The 13,112-nt window shown below is 59.5% G+C and carries 14 protein-coding genes; 7 read left to right on the top strand and 7 right to left on the bottom strand.

All coding sequences use genetic code 11. From position 1 onward, the window contains the following. The first annotated feature begins 18 nt into the window (after positions 1-18). Positions 19-588 carry an elongation factor P gene (locus tag POF45_RS07215; protein WP_223483792.1) on the top strand — a complete coding sequence of 190 codons (570 nt, stop codon included), beginning with the start codon at positions 19-21 and terminating at the stop codon, positions 586-588. A 62-nt stretch (positions 589-650) separates the two neighbouring features. Here POF45_RS07215 and POF45_RS07210 read toward each other — a convergent pair whose 3' ends face one another. The 3 genes from POF45_RS07210 to POF45_RS07200 form a co-directional block, all read right to left on the bottom strand. Next, a complete protein-coding gene (locus POF45_RS07210) occupies positions 651-1,070 on the bottom strand; it encodes an organic hydroperoxide resistance protein (RefSeq protein WP_192304361.1) in 420 nt (139 codons plus the stop codon). A 265-nt stretch (positions 1,071-1,335) separates the two neighbouring features. Then, positions 1,336-1,797 (bottom strand): MarR family winged helix-turn-helix transcriptional regulator, encoded by a 462-nt coding sequence (locus POF45_RS07205; RefSeq protein ID WP_259495450.1) that lies wholly within the window; start codon positions 1,795-1,797, stop codon positions 1,336-1,338. Positions 1,798-1,866: 69 nt separating this feature from the next. After that, positions 1,867-2,823 carry a LysR family transcriptional regulator gene (locus POF45_RS07200; RefSeq protein ID WP_282316015.1) on the bottom strand — a complete coding sequence of 319 codons (957 nt, stop codon included), beginning with the start codon at positions 2,821-2,823 and terminating at the stop codon, positions 1,867-1,869. A 125-nt stretch (positions 2,824-2,948) separates the two neighbouring features. On the opposite strand from POF45_RS07200, the gene POF45_RS07195 reads away from it, so the two are divergent. Beyond that, positions 2,949-3,683 carry a sulfite exporter TauE/SafE family protein gene (locus tag POF45_RS07195; protein WP_282316014.1) on the top strand — a complete coding sequence of 245 codons (735 nt, stop codon included), beginning with the start codon at positions 2,949-2,951 and terminating at the stop codon, positions 3,681-3,683. On the opposite strand, the gene POF45_RS07190 is transcribed toward POF45_RS07195, so the two are convergent. Next, positions 3,673-4,527 (bottom strand): LysR substrate-binding domain-containing protein, encoded by an 855-nt coding sequence (locus POF45_RS07190; protein ID WP_259495448.1) that lies wholly within the window; start codon positions 4,525-4,527, stop codon positions 3,673-3,675. The two genes, POF45_RS07195 and POF45_RS07190, sit on opposite strands and share 11 nt — an antisense overlap. Positions 4,528-4,622: 95 nt before the next feature. On the opposite strand from POF45_RS07190, the gene POF45_RS07185 reads away from it, so the two are divergent. Both POF45_RS07185 and POF45_RS07180 read left to right on the top strand, forming a co-directional pair. Then, positions 4,623-4,847, top strand: coding sequence for a DUF1127 domain-containing protein (locus POF45_RS07185; RefSeq protein ID WP_259503223.1), 225 nt, complete (start codon positions 4,623-4,625; stop codon positions 4,845-4,847). A 64-nt stretch (positions 4,848-4,911) separates the two neighbouring features. Further along, entirely contained in the window at positions 4,912-6,141 is a 1,230-nt protein-coding gene (locus POF45_RS07180) for a winged helix-turn-helix domain-containing protein (RefSeq protein WP_282315425.1), read from the top strand. 104 nt (positions 6,142-6,245) lie between these two features. Here POF45_RS07180 and POF45_RS07175 read toward each other — a convergent pair whose 3' ends face one another. After that, a complete protein-coding gene (locus POF45_RS07175) occupies positions 6,246-7,592 on the bottom strand; it encodes a class II 3-deoxy-7-phosphoheptulonate synthase (RefSeq protein ID WP_259495445.1) in 1,347 nt (448 codons plus the stop codon). A gap of 150 nt (positions 7,593-7,742) precedes the next feature. Here POF45_RS07175 and POF45_RS07170 point away from each other — a divergent pair, with 150 nt between their 5' ends. Beyond that, complete coding sequence (locus POF45_RS07170; protein ID WP_259495443.1) at positions 7,743-8,498, top strand: spermidine synthase; 756 nt, start codon at positions 7,743-7,745, stop codon at positions 8,496-8,498. A gap of 57 nt (positions 8,499-8,555) precedes the next feature. Here POF45_RS07170 and POF45_RS07165 read toward each other — a convergent pair whose 3' ends face one another. Next, positions 8,556-9,347 carry a crotonase/enoyl-CoA hydratase family protein gene (locus tag POF45_RS07165; RefSeq protein ID WP_259495441.1) on the bottom strand — a complete coding sequence of 264 codons (792 nt, stop codon included), beginning with the start codon at positions 9,345-9,347 and terminating at the stop codon, positions 8,556-8,558. Between the two features lie 421 nt (positions 9,348-9,768). On the opposite strand from POF45_RS07165, the gene POF45_RS07160 reads away from it, so the two are divergent. Then, positions 9,769-11,442, top strand: coding sequence for a DEAD/DEAH box helicase (locus POF45_RS07160; protein ID WP_259495439.1), 1,674 nt, complete (start codon positions 9,769-9,771; stop codon positions 11,440-11,442). A gap of 129 nt (positions 11,443-11,571) precedes the next feature. Here the strand turns inward: POF45_RS07160 and POF45_RS07155 are convergent, their stop codons facing one another. Further along, positions 11,572-12,339, bottom strand: coding sequence for a DODA-type extradiol aromatic ring-opening family dioxygenase (locus POF45_RS07155; protein ID WP_259495438.1), 768 nt, complete (start codon positions 12,337-12,339; stop codon positions 11,572-11,574). Positions 12,340-12,441: 102 nt separating this feature from the next. On the opposite strand from POF45_RS07155, the gene POF45_RS07150 reads away from it, so the two are divergent. Next, positions 12,442-13,098 (top strand): thiopurine S-methyltransferase, encoded by a 657-nt coding sequence (locus POF45_RS07150; protein ID WP_259495437.1) that lies wholly within the window; start codon positions 12,442-12,444, stop codon positions 13,096-13,098. Positions 13,099-13,112 lie beyond the last annotated feature (14 nt).

Raw genomic sequence — 13,112 nt, 5'->3', positions numbered from 1 at the left:
CAAATTCGGATATTCGCAATGAAAACTGGTAAAGAACTCAAACCCGGCATGGTGATCCGTCTCGAAAACGATCCTTGGCTGGTTCAGAAAGCTGAATTCACCAAATCGGGCCGTAACAGCGCGATCATGAAGACCAAGCTGAAAAACCTGCTGACCGGTTACAAGACCGAGATCGTTTACAGCGCTGACGACAAACTGGACGATGTGATCCTCGACCGTAAAGAAGCGACCCTGTCCTTCATCAGCGGCGACTCCTACACGTTCATGGACACCACTGACTACACCATGTACGAGCTGAACGCTGAAGACATCGAAGCCGTTCTGCCTTTCGTTGAAGAAGGCATGACCGATGTTTGCGAAGCGATCTTCTTCGAAGAGCGTCTGGTGTCCGTAGAGCTGCCGACCACCATCGTGCGCGTAGTTGACTACACCGAAGGTTCCGCTCGCGGTGACACTTCCGGCAAAGTCATGAAGCCTGCCAAGCTGAGCAACGGTACTGAGTTGCAAGTGGCTGACTTCATCGAAATCGGTGACAAGATCGAGATCGATACCCGCGAAGGCGGTTCCTACAAAGGCCGTGCTAAATAAGCACCGCTTGCGTAATGAAAAAGCCCGACCATCGAGTCGGGCTTTTTTGTGCCTGAAGGTTTTTACACGGTGACGTGCAGGCGCACATCGACGTTGCCGCGCGTGGCGTTGGAGTACGGGCAAACCTGGTGGGCGGCGTCGACCAGGCTTTGCGCGTCGGCTTGTTCAAGCCCCGGCAGGCTGATGTGCAAATCGATGTCCAACCCGAAACCGCCAGGGATCTGGCCGATGCCGACGTGGGCAGTGATCGAGGCGTCAGCAGGGATGCTGCGTTTGGTCTGGCTGGCCACGAACTTCAGTGCGCCGATGAAGCAGGCGGAATAACCGGCCGCGAATAATTGCTCCGGGTTGGTCGCCGCACCGCCGGCGCCACCGAGTTCTTTCGGGGTGGCGAGTTTGACGTCGAGAATGTTGTCGCTGGAAACCGCACGACCGTCGCGGCCCCCGGTGGATGTTGCGATGGCGGTGTAGAGAGTTTGCATGGTGTGAGCCTCATCGGGGTGTGTGTTTTGCGCTAATAGTTTGTGCGCTAAGTAAGTGCGAAATAAATGTAGCTCGATAATATTTTGCGCGCAAGATAAATTTTGGGAATGTCTGGCTTTGATGGCAAGGGGAGAGGCAAGAGGTCTGATTTAGAGCGGGCAGAGGGGGAATGTTTTTTTGAGACTGCCACGACGGGGCGTATGCAGAGATCCTTGTGGGAGCGAGCAAGCCCGCTCCCCCAGGGGGATAACGGAGTTCTTTAACTCAGAGGCTGTCCTGCAAATGACGACGCAACGCCTGCAGATCCGCTTGCAGTTTCTGCAACTGCTCCAGCGTCTGCCCACTGGCGCCGAGAATGCACTGCGGGATATCCCGAGCCTGGTCCTTGAGGGCGCGACCCTGGTCAGTCAGTTCGACAATCACCACCCGCTCATCCTCACGACTGCGGGTCCGGCTGAGCAACCCTTCGGCCTCGAGTCGTTTGAGCAGCGGCGTCAAAGAGCCCGGATCGGTCAGCAGTCGTGTGCTGATTTCGCCGACGGTCAAGCCGTCCCGTTCCCACAACACCATCATTGCCAGGTATTGCGGGTACGTCAGGCCCAGCGCTTGCAGCAGCGGCTTGTACACCTTGGTCATCAACAGCGACGTGGAATGCAGGGCAAAGCACACCTGATTATCCAGCAGCAGGTGGTCGCAGTGGTCCGGGGTCTCGGGTTTGTTACTCATGTCAGCGCCTTGATCGTTCATCGTCATGAATCTAGCGGGCGAATCTTTAATGCGCCAGATAATTATCGGCTAGTGCCGTCTCAGGTCGCTCTGCAAGGCAAGATCCCACGGTGGAATCGGGCTGAAACGGGTTTTCAGGTATTCCAGCAAAAGCCGGCTGCGGGAGCTGGCCTGTTGCTCCAGGCGCAACGCATAGATACCGGCTGTCTCCGGCTTTGGCAGACCGTTTTCGCAGAACAGCGGCAGCAGTTCGCCGCGTAACAGGTATTCACTGGCCAGCCATGTCGGTAGATGAGCAATGCCCAGCCCGGCCAATGCGCCACTGACCAGGGCTTCGGCGTTGTTGGCGCTGATGCGGATGCGCGCCGGTCGGTGCAGCTGCATGTGGCCGTCTTTCTCGAAGCGCCAGGCAAGGAGCGGTGCCAGCCCGTTCCAGTCGAGGCCATCGTGCTCGATCAATTGCGCCGGCTCGGTCGGTACGCCACGGCGCTTGAGGTAGTCGGGACTGGCGCAGGCGATGCGCACCATGTTCGCCAGCGGCGTGGCCACCAGCCGGGTATCCACTATTTGCCCGGCACGCAGCACCAGATCCACCTTGCCCAGATTCAAGCCCTGCATGTCGACAAAACTGTCGATCAGGTGCAGTTGCACATCAAGGCCGGGATAAAGCAGCAGAAAGTCGGCGATGACCGGCGCCAGATGCCGTCGCCCGAACGCTGCCGGGGCGTCTACGCGAATCAGGCCTTCCGGCGCACTGCTCAACGACACCGCCTCGGCCCGGGCCAGACGCAGTTCGGCGACGATCCGTCGAGCACGTTCGGCAAAGGCCAGCCCTGCCGGGGTAGCACGCACTGCGTGGGTACTGCGCAGGAACAACTGGCTGCCGACGGCGCTTTCCAGGCTGTCGATGCGTCGGGCCACCGCCGACGGGGTCAGCGGATGGCGGCGGGATGCGGCGGAAAAGCTGCCGGTTTCCAGTACATCCAGAAACAGGCCGAGTTGTTCGGTCAGCTGATTGGGGTTCATGTCATCGATGCGCTTGTGCGAAGTTGGCACAGCCATTGTGCGTTGCTGTGCGTTTCCCCGCCAGCCGCGAGTGCGTAGGATGAATTGCCAGACATAGAAGGAAGTGACCCGTGCTTGAGTTTTTGATGTACCTGCTTTTTGGCGCGGCGCTGGGCACCTTGGGTGGATTGTTCGGGATCGGTGGCGGCCTGATCGCGATTCCACTGTTGGGCGTGTTTTGTGGCCTTGACCAGCAAGTCGCCCAAGGCACGGCGTTGGTAATGGTGGTGCCGAACGTGATGCTGGCGCTGTGGCGTTATCACCAACGCAACCGCATTGAACTGCGCCACGCGCTGCCGCTGGCCTTGACGGGTTTTTGCTTTGCCTGGATCGGTTCGATCTGGGCGGTGGGCATCGATGCGCAAACCATGCGCATCGGATTTGTGGCGTTCCTGGTCGCACTGTCTACTTACAACCTGATACGAATGTTCACCGCAACGCCGCCGGCCGCTTCGCAGATGAACTACTCATGGCCGTGGCTCGGGGTATTGGGCGCAGCATCCGGGACCATGGGCGGGTTGTTTGGGGTGGGCGGGGCGGTGGTAGCGACGCCGGTACTGACCAGCCTGTTCGGCACCAGTCAGGTGGTGGCCCAAGGCTTGTCGCTGGCGTTGGCATTGCCGAGCACCGGGGTCACGCTGGTGACCTATGCCGCGCATCATCAGGTGAACTGGATGATCGGCCTGCCTTTGGCAATCGGTGGATTGCTGAGCATCAGCTGGGGCGTGAAAGTCGCCCATGCGCTGCCGGAACGGCTGCTTCGCGGGCTGTTCTGTGGCTTTCTGGTGCTGTGCGCGGTAATGCTCGCTTTTAAAGTTTGAAGCCTTCGACGATGTGCTCGGCCAGGCACTCGGTGATCGGCGACGGATTGTGCAGGTTGCGCACCAGCATGATGCTGGCCTCCGGCAGCAGCGGCAGGTCTTCGGCGGCACCGAGGATGCGCAAGTCCGGCGTGATCAGGCTTTCGAGCTGCGCGGTGATCGCCAGCCCGGCACTGACCACAGCCATCAGCGCGGACAGGCTGGTGCTGTTGTAGGCGATCCGGTAGTCGCGGCCCATCGCGTCCAGTGCATTGCACGCCCACAACCGGCAGAAGCAATCACTGTTGAACATGGCCAGTGGCAGCGGTGTTTGCTCGTGAGCGCTGAAACACTGCGCTTCGGCCCACACAAAACGCTCTTTGCGCAACAACTGGCCGATCTCCGTTCCCGGTTCGCGGGTGACGATGGACAGGTCCAAGTCCTGGCGTTGCAACAATTGCCGGGTGGATTCGCAGTGAACTTCGATCTGGATCAGCGGATAGAACTGCGCAAAGCGCGAAAGGATGCCCGGCAGAAAACGCATGACGTAGTCATCCGGCGTACCGATGCGCACGGTGCCGACCATGTGCGGTTCACGCAGGGTATTGAAGACTTCACTGTGCAGTTTCAGGATGCGTCGCGCATAACCCAGCAACACCTGGCCTTCTGCGGTCAGCTTCACCTGTCGCCCGTCGCGTTCGAACAGCTGGCGCTGGAGAACGTCCTCTTCAAGTCGTTTCATCTGCATGCTGACGGCCGACTGAGTGCGGTTGACCATTTCTCCCGCACGGGTAAAGCCGCCCTGATCGGCGATGGCCACGAAGGTGCGCAGCACATCGGTGTCAATACTGGGGTAGGCGGACATTCATCAATCTCCGAGATGCATAGCATCAGAAACATTCGTTGGATTGATCTTAGCTCCGGCGCGAGACTTGGGCCATCCCAAAGGAGGGCGACATGATGAAAGGTCAAAGCGAGTCGGTAACGGAAGAAAAAGTCACGGGACACGCACTGCATTCGGTGTCCGATCTGCTGCACAAGTTTAGCCGATGGTACGAACTTCACCGTGAACGTGAGTTGCTGGCGAGTCTGAGCGATGAAGCGTTGAAAGACATCGGCGTCAGTCGTGCCGACGTCGAGCATGAGTCGATCAGGCCATTCTGGGATGATCCGATCCATAAATGATGAGGCCGTTGCTACACAAACCCCTTCCCGGTGAGGTAGGTTGCGAGCAGACAAGGAGATGCTCATGCCCGCAACGCTGTCCTTTTCCATCAAACAGGCTCGACGTCTGGCCCTGGCCGCCCAAGGATTCAATGGGCGCCAGCCGCCAGCGGCGATCAAGCCGGCTCAGCTCAATCGCCTGATTGAACGTCTGGGCATTTTGCAGATCGACTCAGTCAATGCCTTGGTGCGTTCGCACTACCTTCCGCTGTTTTCCCGTCTCGGCAACTACTCACCCGACTTGCTCGACCAGGCTGCCTGGAGTCAGGGGCGCCGGCGTACGTTATTCGAGTATTGGGGCCACGAAGCGTCTCTGTTGCCGTTGTCGATGTACCCGTTGATGCGCTGGCGGATGGAGCGGGCGACGCGTGGCGAAGACATTTATCAGCAACTGGCGCGTTTTGGTCGTGAACAGCAAGACACCGTTCGCCGGGTACTTGCCTCGGTTGAAGAGCTCGGTGCGCTGGGCGCTGGCAGCCTGTCGACCCGCCAGGAGCGGGCCGGGCCGTGGTGGGACTGGAGCGCCGAGAAGCATGCGCTGGAATGGCTGTTCGCCGCCGGCGAGGTAACGGTCGCCGGTCGCCGTGGTTTCGAGCGGTTGTACGATTTGCCGGAACGGGTCATTCCGACAGCCATTTTGCAGCAACCGCTGTTGACCGAGGCCGAGGCCCAGCGTGGTCTGCTGTTGCATGCGGCGAGCGCTTTGGGCGTGGCGACGGAAAAAGACCTTCGCGATTATTTTCGCCTCGGCCCTGCTGACAGTCGCGCGCGTCTGGTGGAACTGGTGGAGGCCGGTGAGTTGCTGACCGGCGAGGTTCAGGGCTGGCGCCAACCGGCTTTTTTCTTGCCCGAGCCCAAGGTGCCGCGCAAGGTCGACGCCAGTGCCTTGTTGTCTCCATTCGACTCGCTGATCTGGGAGCGCAGCCGCACCGAGCGGCTGTTCGATTTCCGTTATCGGCTGGAGATTTATACGCCGCAGGACAAACGGGTCTTCGGCTATTACGTGTTGCCGTTTTTGCACAATGAACGGATTGCTGCTCGGGTGGATTTGCGGGCGGAACGAGCGTCAGGCCGCCTGGCGGTGCATGCGGTGCACGAGGAAGATCCGGGGCTGGATGACGAAGGGATGATGGCGTTGGCCCTCAATCTGCGGCAGATGGCGGATTGGTTGGGGCTAGAGCGGGTGCAGTTGAATTGTCAGCGGGTGAGCGCAGCGCGGTTGCGGGTGGCATTGGCCAGCATTGGCAGGGATTGAACGGGCGCCTTCGCGGGCAAGCCCGCTCCCACAGTTGACCGAGTTGTCCAGGTGGACGCGGATCAATGTGGGAGAGGGCTTGCCCTCGATGGGTTTGACGCGGTTTAGCGTCGGACTTGCTTCAGGGTTTCAGCGATCAAAAATGCCAATTCCAGCGATTGATCCGCATTCATCCGCGGATCGCAATGGGTGTGATACCGGTCCGACAGACCGTCCTCGGTAATCGGCCGCGCACCGCCGATGCACTCGGTCACGTTCTGCCCGGTCATCTCGATGTGAATACCACCGGCATAAGTGCCCTCTGCCTCATGCACCTGGAAGAACTGCTTCACCTCGCCAAGAATCTGCGCGAAATCGCGAGTCTTGTAGCCGCTGCTGGCCTTGATGGTGTTGCCGTGCATCGGGTCAGAACTCCACAGTACTTTCTTGCCTTCGCGCTCAACGGCGCGAATCAGCGCCGGCAGGTGATCGCCGACCTTGTTTGCGCCCATGCGTGCAATCAGGTTCAGGCGGCCCGGGTCGTTGTCCGGGTTGAGCACGTCGATCAAGCGGATCAGGTCGTCCGGGTTCATGCTCGGGCCAACCTTGACGCCAATCGGGTTGTTCACCCCACGCAGGAATTCAACGTGGGCGCCGTCGAGCTGACGGGTACGGTCGCCGATCCACAGCATGTGCGCCGAACAGTCGTAGTAGTCGTTGGTCAGGCTGTCGCGGCGCACGAAGGCTTCTTCATAGTTGAGCAGCAGCGCTTCGTGGGCGGTGAAGAAACTGGTTTCACGCAGTTGCGGCGAGCTGTCCATGCCGCAGGCGCGCATGAACGCCAGGGTTTCATCGATTCGGTCGGCCAGATGGCTGTATTTTTCCGCCAGGGCCGAGTTGGCGATGAAGTCCAGGTTCCACTTGTGCACCTGATGCAGGTCGGCGAAACCGCCCTGGGCGAAAGCGCGCAACAGGTTCAGGGTGGCAGTGGACTGGTGATAGGACTGGAGCAGACGCTCCGGATCCGGTACACGGCTTTTTTCATCGAAACCGATGCCGTTGACGATGTCGCCACGGTAGGCCGGCAGTGTCACGCCATCGATGGTTTCGTCGTTGGCCGAACGTGGCTTGGCGAATTGGCCGGCCATGCGTCCAACCTTGACCACCGGGCAGCCAGCGGCGAAGGTCATGACGATAGCCATTTGCAGCAGCACTTTGAAGGTGTCGCGGATTTTTGCGGCGGAGAACTCGGCGAAGCTCTCGGCGCAGTCGCCGCCCTGCAGCAGGAACGCTCGGCCCTGGGTGACTTGCGCAAACTGACGGCGTAACTCCCGGGCTTCACCGGCAAACACCAGTGGCGGATAACCGGCCAGGGTTTGCTCGACTTGCAGCAGATGCGCTGCGTCGGGATAACGGGGTTGTTGCTGGATTGGCAGGGCACGCCAGCTGTCAGGGCTCCAGGGTTGGCTCATCACGGTCTCTAGTGTTTTACGCTCGGGGCACCATGTTATCAGCAATTAGTGCGTGACCTGTTCCCGTCGCTTGGCCGACAATCGCGCCTTTGCCGCGCCACCTACGCGGTTTTGTTGTGTCGCCGGGCCCGGTGACGATCAGGAGACGAAATGACTGAGGAGCGCGTCGAGCATTTGCTCGCCGAGGTACAGGATGAGTTCGGCGTGATTCGCGTGCTGGAAGTGGCCGATTACCGTTTTCTGGAATTCGGCGACGCCATTGAGCAAAGTTGCGTATTCACCGCCGATCCGAGCTGGCTGGAATACGACTACACCCGCGCGATGCTGATCGGTGCCTTGTGCCATGAGCAGCCGGAAAGCGCGCTGTTTCTGGGGCTCGGTGCTGGCACCCTGACCCAGGCCTGCCTCAAGTTCCTGCCGCTGGACGATGTCGAAGCCATCGAACTGCGCCCTGACGTACCGCGCCTGGCCATTGAATATCTGGGGCTCGATGATGATCCGCGCCTGTACATCCGCGTTGGCGATGCCTTGGAGCTGCTGGGCACGGCGGAGCCGGCGGACCTGATTTTCGTCGACCTTTATACCGATGTCGGGCCGGGTGTCGGGCATTTGGCCTGGAGTTTTCTGGCCGATTGCCAGAAACGTCTGAATCCGGGTGGCTGGCTGGTGATCAACCAGTGGGCCACTGATGATGGCAAGCCGCTGGGTGCGGCGTTGCTGCGCGGGCTCTATCACCGACATTACTGGGAGCTGCCGGTGAAGGAGGGCAATGTGATTCTGATCGTGCCTTCAGAGCTGGATCAGGAACTGGACATGGAGGGTTTGATTGCACGGGCCGAAGGGCTGGCGCCGCGATTGGGGTATTCGTTGCAGACGTTGATCAAGGCGATTCGGCCGGCTACTTGATGGGGGCGGCCCTTCGCGAGCCTGCTCGCGAAGAGGCCATCAGAAGCACTGCATCCCTCAAATCCCTTTGAAAACGCCCGGCCGCTTCTCGATCATCGCCCGCACCCCTTCCTTGGCATCTTCACTGGCCAGCAACTTCTTCACCATCGGTGGTAATGCCTGCGCCGCTGCTGTTTCCCCCTCATACCGCGCCTGGCGCGCCGACATTAACGTCGCCTGTACCCCCAGCGGCGCCTGTCGGGCAATTCTCTCAGCCAATTCAATCGCCCGAGGCAGCAAGTCCTCGCTGGCCATGACTTCCTGCACCAACCCAAGGCGCAATGCATCATGTGCATCGAACTCATCTCCCGTCAGCAGCCAGCGCATGGCGTTGCCCCAGCCGGCCACTTGATGCAGGCGCAAGGTCGCGCCGCCGAACGGAAAGATACCGCGCTGCACTTCCATCTGGGCAAAACGGGTGTTGCTGGCGCACAGGTTGATGTCGGCGGCCAGCATCAGCTCGATACCAATAGTCAGGCAATAACCTTGTGCTGCGACAATCACCGGTTTGCTCACCCTGGGACCGGCGAACACGCCCCATGGATCGCAGCCTCCGGGCGGCGCCTGCCAACCTTCGGCGAGTGCGGCGCTGGCACTGACCAGGTCCAGCCCGGCAGTGAAATGCTCGCCATGGCCGAACACCACCGCTACCCGAGCCTCGCTGTCGGCTTCGTATTCGCCGTAGGCCAGGCTGAGCTGGTTGAGCAGTTGAAGGTCGAAGGCATTGCGCTTGGCAACCCGATCCAGGCCGATCAACAGGATATGACCGCGTCGTTCACGGCTGACACGACTGGAATCAGGCTGATTCATGGGGCATTTCCTCGGGCGGGAAGGGGGCGTCAGACCGAAGGTCTGCGTCACAAGGGTGAACCGTTTTAGCGCCATCCCCAGCAGGGCCGGGCATTTGAAAAATAGACTCTTGCATGATTATCCGCAAAGCCTGTGACACAACGGCGTATGCGTCATTTTTCCGACAAATAATGCTCCCTTTTTGGGCGAATTCCGGTATAGTGCGCGCCGGCCTTTAACCGGGCCGCGTTTAGGTAGCGCAATTCCCCGAAGTCAGCTTCGGCTGCACGTCCGCACAGCGGACTCTCCCTTGACGAATCTTTTTCATTCATTCGTTTTCGCAAATCCCCGCCGACAAAGCAGCCAGGGCGACTCTTGAGTCTTACACGGCATGCGCAGCTTTGGAGCATGGGTCTTTGCGGATGCACTTAGAGGCAGACCCATGACCCAGGAAACCGGCGGCTTCGCCGCTTTTAATCTTAATCCGAACATTCTTGCAGCCATCATCGCGACTGGCTACGAAGAACCTTCGGCTATTCAGCAGCAATCGATCCCGATCATCATGGCCGGCCAGGACATGATTGGCCAGGCGCAAACCGGTACAGGTAAAACTGCCGCGTTCGCTCTGCCGATCCTGCATCGCATCGATCCTGCCAAGCGCGAGCCGCAAGCCCTGATCCTGGCGCCAACCCGTGAGTTGGCGCTGCAAGTAGCAACCGCTTTCGAAACCTACGCCAAGCAAATGCCGGGCGTTACCGTTGTGGCCGTTTACGGCGGCGCCCCTATGGGTCCACAACTGAAAGCAATCCGCAATGGCGCACAGATTGTTGTCGCCACTCCGGGCCGTCTGTGCGACCACCTGCGTCGTGACGAAAAAGTGCTGTCGACCGTGAACCACCTGGTTCTCGACGAAGCCGACGAAATGCTCAAACTGGGTTTCATGGACGACCTCGAAGTCATCTTCAAGGCCTTGCCTGCAACCCGTCAGACCGTATTGTTCTCGGCCACCCTGCCGCAGTCGATCCGTGCCATTGCCGAACGCCATCTGCGCGATCCGCAACACGTGAAGATCCAGACCAAGACTCAGACCGTTACCGCGATCGAACAGGCTCACCTGTTGGTTCACGCTGACCAGAAGACCTCGGCTGTATTGAGCCTGCTGGAAGTGGAAGATTTCGACGCACTGATCATGTTCGTGCGCACCAAGCAAGCGACCCTGGACCTGGCCAGCGCCCTGGAAGCCAAAGGCTACAAAGCCGCTGCGCTGAACGGTGACATTGCCCAGAACCAGCGTGAGCGCGTGATCGACTCCCTCAAGGATGGCCGTCTGGACATCGTTGTGGCGACCGACGTTGCTGCTCGTGGCCTGGACGTTCCGCGCATCACTCACGTATTCAACGTTGACATGCCGTACGACCCGGAGTCCTACGTTCACCGTATCGGCCGTACCGGCCGTGCCGGTCGCGAAGGTCGTGCACTGCTGCTGGTGACTCCGCGTGAGCGCCGCATGCTGCAAGTGATCGAGCGTGTAACCGGTCAAAAGGTTGCCGAAGTTCGCCTGCCGGACGCTCAGGCCGTTCTCGATGCCCGCATCAAGAAACTGACCAACAGCCTGTCGCCACTGGTAGCCGATGCTGAATCGACCCACGGTGATCTGCTGGATCGTCTGACCGCCGATATCGGTTGCACCCCGCGTGCACTGGCCGCTGCTCTGCTGCGCAAGGCAACCAACGCTCAGGCGTTGACCCTGGCTGCCATCGAGAAAGAACGTCCACTGGTGCCGAACAATGCACCACGTGGCGATCGTCCAGAGCGTACCGGTGATCGTCCGGACCGTGGTGATCGTGAGCGTCGTGCTCCGGTTCCATTGGCCGAAGGCCGTGCTCGTTGCCGTACCGCGCTGGGTGCGCGTGATGGTATCGCTGCCAAGAACCTGCTGGGCGCCATCCTCAACGAAGGTGGCCTGGCTCGTGAAGCAATCGGTCGCATCCAGGTGCGTGACAGCTTCAGCCTCGTCGAGCTGCCGGAAGATGGTCTGGAGAAACTGCTGACCAAACTGAAGGACACTCGCGTTGCTGGCAAGCAGTTGAAGCTGCGTCGCTATCGCGAAGATTGATCCGCCCCCGGGCTGATTGATCGAACATAAAAAATCCCCGACTGGTTCGGGGATTTTTTATGCCTGCTGTTTGTGCCTGGCCTGAAATTGGCGGCGTGCCCTTCGCGAGCAGGCAATCCGGTCTATCTGTCAGCCAAACCGATAGATGTCCATGCCCAGCGCGCCCATGGTGAATCCCTGATGCGCAATGCTGAACTCACCCCCAGCCCCACGAGCAAAATACAACGGCAGCAAATGCTCGTCGCTCGGATGATTGCGCACGGCATTCGGTGCCTGCTGGCGATAGTCATGCAGCGCCGCTTCGTCGTTCGCCGCGAGTTTTTCAATCACCCAGTCGCGGAATGTCCTGGCCCATGGCTCAACGCTTTCCGGCCCGGCATGCCAGTCCAGTTCGCGCAGGTTGTGCGTGATGCTGCCGGAGCCAATCAGCAGTACGCCGCTCTGGCGCAGGCCGGCCAAGGCATGGCCGACGCGTGTTTGCAGCGCAGGGCCGCCACGGGTGGGCAGGGAAACCTGTACCACCGGAATATCGGCGTTCGGATACATCAACGACAGTGGGACCCAGACACCGTGGTCGAACGGTCGCTTTGCATCGATACGTGCAGGCAAATCGTCGGCCTTCAAAAGTGCGACGACTTCGGCTGCAAGCTCTGGATCACCGGGAGCCGGGTATTGCACCTCGAACAACGCTTTTGGAAAACCGCCGAAGTCGTGAAAGGTTTCAGGCTGAGGGTTGCCGCTGACCAGCAGCTCATTGCTTTCCCAATGCGCCGAGACGATCACGATGGCTATTGGCTTGGGCAATTCAGCTGCGAGGCGGGCCAGGGCAGGTCCGCTGGCACCGGGTTCCAGTGCCAGCATCGGCGAGCCATGAGAGATGTACAGGCTGGGGAACATGAATGCGCTCCTGAGAGTAAGATGGCACCATCTTCAGTCAGATCATTGATCTAAATCTAATATAAGTTTTAGCGTCTTTTGATCGAATTATCGGGATTAATTATGCAGCCGGAATTTTGGCACAAGCGGTGGACGTCGAATCAGATCGGCTTCCACCTGCCGGAAGTGAATCCATATCTGCAACGGTACTGGCCACAATTGGGCCTGGAAGAGGGCTCGCGGGTACTGGTGCCGTTATGCGGGAAAACCCTGGATTTGCTGTGGCTGGCAAAATGCGGTCACGAAGTGTTGGGTATCGAATTGTCGGAAAAAGCAGTGGAGGATTTTTTCCACGAACATCAATTTGACCCGGACGTCACTGATCAAGGCCCCTTTACCGTCTATCGGGCGGGATCGATCGAAATCTGGTGTGGTGATTTCTTCGCGTTGACGGCTGGCGATGTTGCCGACTGCAGTGCGCTGTACGACCGCGCGGCATTGATCGCCTTGCCACCGAAGATGCGCGAGCAGTACGCCGAGCATTTGAAGCGGATTGTCCCCAAGGACTCTCTGGGGTTGTTGATTACCCTGGATTATGACCAGGCCCAGCTGGAGGGCCCGCCGTTTGCCGTGCTGAATGAGGAAGTACAACGGTTATTCGGGGCGACCTGGGAGCTGAAGATACTGGAAGATCAGGACGTCCTGAACGAGAACGGGAAGAAGTTCCTGGAGGGTGGTGTTACGCGGCTTGAAGAGCGGGTGTATCGGGTTTCCAGCTGAAAGATTTGTGTTGT

Origin of the sequence: Pseudomonas fungipugnans, from assembly GCF_029955235.1 — a bacterium.
Taxonomy (GTDB): domain Bacteria; phylum Pseudomonadota; class Gammaproteobacteria; order Pseudomonadales; family Pseudomonadaceae; genus Aquipseudomonas; species Aquipseudomonas fungipugnans.
The sequence above is the reverse complement of the archived record's forward strand: the minus strand, read 5'-3'. Positions and strand labels throughout refer to the sequence as shown.

Coding starts and splice junctions, on each gene's coding strand:
- POF45_RS07175 (WP_259495445.1), bottom strand. CDS start 7,592: ATGAGCCAACCCTGGAGCCCTGACAGCTGGCGTGCCCTGCCAATCCAG.
- POF45_RS07210 (WP_192304361.1), bottom strand. CDS start 1,070: ATGCAAACTCTCTACACCGCCATCGCAACATCCACCGGGGGCCGCGAC.
- POF45_RS07150 (WP_259495437.1), top strand. CDS start 12,442: ATGCAGCCGGAATTTTGGCACAAGCGGTGGACGTCGAATCAGATCGGC.
- POF45_RS07160 (WP_259495439.1), top strand. CDS start 9,769: ATGACCCAGGAAACCGGCGGCTTCGCCGCTTTTAATCTTAATCCGAAC.
- POF45_RS07200 (WP_282316015.1), bottom strand. CDS start 2,823: ATGAACCCCAATCAGCTGACCGAACAACTCGGCCTGTTTCTGGATGTA.
- POF45_RS07185 (WP_259503223.1), top strand. CDS start 4,623: ATGAAAGGTCAAAGCGAGTCGGTAACGGAAGAAAAAGTCACGGGACAC.
- POF45_RS07215 (WP_223483792.1), top strand. CDS start 19: ATGAAAACTGGTAAAGAACTCAAACCCGGCATGGTGATCCGTCTCGAA.
- POF45_RS07165 (WP_259495441.1), bottom strand. CDS start 9,347: ATGAATCAGCCTGATTCCAGTCGTGTCAGCCGTGAACGACGCGGTCAT.
- POF45_RS07205 (WP_259495450.1), bottom strand. CDS start 1,797: ATGAGTAACAAACCCGAGACCCCGGACCACTGCGACCACCTGCTGCTG.
- POF45_RS07195 (WP_282316014.1), top strand. CDS start 2,949: ATGTACCTGCTTTTTGGCGCGGCGCTGGGCACCTTGGGTGGATTGTTC.
- POF45_RS07190 (WP_259495448.1), bottom strand. CDS start 4,527: ATGTCCGCCTACCCCAGTATTGACACCGATGTGCTGCGCACCTTCGTG.
- POF45_RS07180 (WP_282315425.1), top strand. CDS start 4,912: ATGCCCGCAACGCTGTCCTTTTCCATCAAACAGGCTCGACGTCTGGCC.
- POF45_RS07155 (WP_259495438.1), bottom strand. CDS start 12,339: ATGTTCCCCAGCCTGTACATCTCTCATGGCTCGCCGATGCTGGCACTG.
- POF45_RS07170 (WP_259495443.1), top strand. CDS start 7,743: ATGACTGAGGAGCGCGTCGAGCATTTGCTCGCCGAGGTACAGGATGAG.